This is a genomic window from Leifsonia sp. SIMBA_070, assembly GCF_046534635.1.
Taxonomy (GTDB): domain Bacteria; phylum Actinomycetota; class Actinomycetes; order Actinomycetales; family Microbacteriaceae; genus Leifsonia.
The window spans coordinates 1-268 of record NZ_JAWRYK010000346.1; the positions used below are offsets into that span (position 1 = coordinate 1).

Consider the following 268-nt stretch of genomic DNA (forward strand, 5'->3'; position numbering starts at 1 on the left):
TGCGGCGCCGGCGCGCATCCGGTGCATGCCTCTCTTCCCACGGTGGAAGAGGTTTCCGCGGGTGGAATCGTGGTGGATTCCTCATCCCCGGACCTGCCGGTGGCGATCATTGCCCGGCTCAACCGCGGCGGCCGGCTCGAGTGGTGCCTGCCCAAAGGCCATCCCGAGAATGAAGAGGACAGCCGGGAAGCCGCCATCCGGGAGATCGCCGAGGAAACCGGCATCGACGGCCGGATCCTGACCGCTCTGGGAAGCATCGACTATTGGT

At 66.4% G+C, this 268-nt stretch carries 1 protein-coding gene; it reads left to right on the top strand.

Annotated elements, in window-relative coordinates:
* Positions 1-21 precede the first annotated feature (21 nt).
* A partial coding sequence (locus tag SB754_RS20620; RefSeq protein WP_410784224.1) for an NUDIX domain-containing protein occupies positions 22-268 on the top strand: 247 nt, incomplete at its 3' end.